Consider the following 2,880-nt stretch of genomic DNA (forward strand, 5'->3'; position numbering starts at 1 on the left):
CCCGGCCGGCGGCGGCGTCCCGGCGTCGGCCGCCGCGAGCCGCCGCGCGGTGAGCAGCGGGTCTGGCCGCAGCAACAGCAGCAGTACGACCGCAGCCAGGCCGAACGCGACGGCGCTGAACGCGAACGGGCCGGCCAGCGACGGCAGCCCCCAGGACCGGGTGACCCGGTCGGCGAGCGCGGCGAAGTTGGGCGCCGCCACCGAGCCGATGGTGGTGGCCCAGACGACCAGGGAGAGCTGCCGGCCCCGACGGGCCGGCTCGGCCAGGTCCACCGCCGTGTAGCGGGCCTGGAGGTTGGCCGCCGTGCCGCCGCCGAACAGCAGCATCCCGAGGAAGAGCAGCGGCACCCCGCCGGTGACCGTGGCGAGCACCACCAGCAGCGCCCCGACCGCCCCGGTCAGGTAGGCCACCACCAGCCCCGGCCGCCGCCCGTGCCCGTTCATGATCCGGGTGACCGGTACGGCGAGCAGCGCCGCGCCGACCACCCCGCAGCTCTGCGCCAGCCCGGCCACGGCGGTGCCGGCGACCCGGGCCGCCAGCAGCGCCCCGACGGAGATCCCGATCGCCACCCCGACCCCACCGACGATCTGGGTGGCGAAGAGCAGCCGCAACGTGCCTCGCTGGATCGGGGCGACGTCGGGCCGGGCGGGCACGCGCAGGTCGACGGTCATCGCAGCTCCTCGTCCGGGGAGGCCATCCTCGCGCAGCCGTCCGCCCGCCCGCACCGGGGTTCCCGGTGGAGCCGGGGTTCCGGGTACGCCGGAGCCGGGCACGGCCGGGGTTGCCGAATCCGGGCACGGCCGGGAGTTCCGGGGCACGACCGGAGTTCCCGGGCGCGCGGCCCGGCGGTCAGCCGGTCAGGGCGCGGGCGGCCACCGTGAGGTCGTCCACCAGCCCCCGGTAGGCGACGTCCTGGTTGTCGGCGCGCAGCACCGCCGACGGGTGGATGGTGGCCAGCACCCGGGCGGCGGGTGCGTCGGCGACCGTGCCGGCGCGGTCCACCGGGACCCGGGTGAAGTCGTCCGGACGCTCGGCGGCGGCGGGCCAGGGCAGCAGTTCGCCGCGCTGCCGGGTGACCCGGAACGTCGGGCCGAGCAGGGCCTTCGCCGCCGTCGCGCCGAGCACCACCACCAGGTCGGGGCGGAGCCGGGCGAACTCGGCGACCAGCCACGGCCGGCAGGCGACGATGTGCACCCGGTCCGGGGTCTGGTGGATACGACGCCGGCCGCGCAGCTCGTGCCGGAAGTGCTTCACCGCGTTGGTGATGTAGAGGTGGGCCGGGTCGAGGCCGGCGTCGTCGACCGCCCGGCGCAGCAGCCGGCCGGCCGGACCGACGAAGGGCAGCCCGTGCTGGTCCTCCAGGTCGCCGGGCTGCTCGCCGACGAACACCACCCGGGCGCTCTCGTCGCCCCGGCCGAAGACGGTCTGGGTGGCGTCCCGGTACAGCCCGCAGCCCCGGCAACCGGCGGCTGCGGCCCGCAGCTCGGCCAGTGTGCCGGCCTGCGGCGGGATGAACTGCTGGGCACCGGGTGCGTCGGTCTGCTCGGCCATGGCGACTGTTCTACCCGGTCGCGTCGGGAGTCCACGAGGGACCCGCCGGGCGTCCCGTCCGCCCGGCGGGTCCCTACGCTTCCTCGTCGCTTTCGAGCAGGTGCGGACGCTTCTCGGCGATCCGCGCCTCCACATCGGACGTGAGCCAGCTCCGGCCCATCTTGAGGACAGCGGCCGGAGGCGGGAAAACCCGGCGGCTGATCAGGATGTACGTGCGCTGCCGTGAGATGGAGGGCTACCAACTGGACGCGGCCGGCGGTGCGGTCTACCGCCGGAAGATCTTCGTACGCCCGGCGGGATTGACCACGCCGCCGGCCCCCGCCCCCGGGTAGCCGGGCGGGGGCAGGACGACGGCGCGGGTCAGGCGGTGAAACCGACCGGGCCGGCGGGACGGACCGCCGCCGCCACCGCGTCGGCCAGCGGTACGAGGTCGGCGTCGTCGAGCGCGCTGACCGTGATCCGGACGGCGGGCGGACTGCCGAGCCGGGAGAGGCCGCCGGGCGCGACCGACCAACCGGCGTCGCGCAGCGCGGTGACCGTGGCGGTCTCGTCGGGCACCGGCAGCCAGACGTTGATGCCGCTGCGGCCGTGCCCCGCCACGCCCCGGTCGGCGAGCGCGGCGAGCAGCCCGCGACGGCGACGTTCGTAGGCGTCGGCGGCCCGGTCGACCAGGGCGGTGGTGGCCGGATCACGCCAGAGCGACAGGACGAGTCGTTGCAGGACGGTGGAGACCCAGCCGGCCCCCACCCGGGCCCGGCCGGCCACCCGGGACACCGTCACCTCGTCACCGGCCAGCACCGCCAGCCGCAGGTCGGGCCCGTAGGGCTTGCTCACCGAGCGGACGAACGCCCAGGTCGGGGTTGCCCCGGCCAGCGGGTGCACCGGCAGCCGGGACAGCTCGGCGGCGTGGTCGTCCTCGATCAGCAGCAGGTCGGGGCGGCCGGCGAGCAGGGCACGCAGTTCCCCGGCCCGGCCGGCGGAGACGGCGGCGCCTGTCGGATTCTGCGCCCGACTGGTCACCACCAGCGCCCGCACCCCGAGGGCGACGGCGTCGTGCACCCCGGACACGACGGGCCCCTCGTCGTCGACCGGGAAGCCGACCGGCCGCAGCCCGAGCGCGGCGACCAGGTCGAGCAGGTTGGCCCAGCCCGGGTCCTCCAGGCCCACCGCGTCACCGGGGCGCAGGTGGGTGGCGAGCAGCCGTTCGATGCCGTCGAGCGCGCCCCCGGTCACGGTCAACTCGTCGGCGGGCACCCCGTCGGCGGCCAACCGGGAGCGGGCGGCCTCGGCCAGGGCGGGGTGCACCCCGGTCGTGGCGTACCCGACGG

The 2,880-nt window shown here is 76.9% G+C and carries 2 protein-coding genes and 1 pseudogene; all 3 read right to left on the minus strand.

Annotated elements, in window-relative coordinates; translation table 11 throughout:
- Positions 1 to 672: pseudogene (locus H1A17_RS33860) on the minus strand (MFS transporter); the annotation flags it as partial.
- A gap of 178 nt (positions 673 to 850) precedes the next feature.
- Entirely contained in the window at positions 851 to 1,552 is a 702-nt protein-coding gene (locus H1A17_RS33865) for a UdgX family uracil-DNA binding protein (RefSeq protein WP_194823794.1), read from the minus strand.
- Between the two features lie 360 nt (positions 1,553 to 1,912).
- Positions 1,913 to 2,880: aminotransferase class I/II-fold pyridoxal phosphate-dependent enzyme (locus H1A17_RS33870; RefSeq protein WP_194823795.1), on the minus strand; the 968-nt coding region annotated here is incomplete at its 5' end.

The sequence above is a fragment of the Micromonospora sp. S-DT3-3-22 genome (genome assembly GCF_015354745.1).
Classification (GTDB): domain Bacteria; phylum Actinomycetota; class Actinomycetes; order Mycobacteriales; family Micromonosporaceae; genus Micromonospora; species Micromonospora wenchangensis.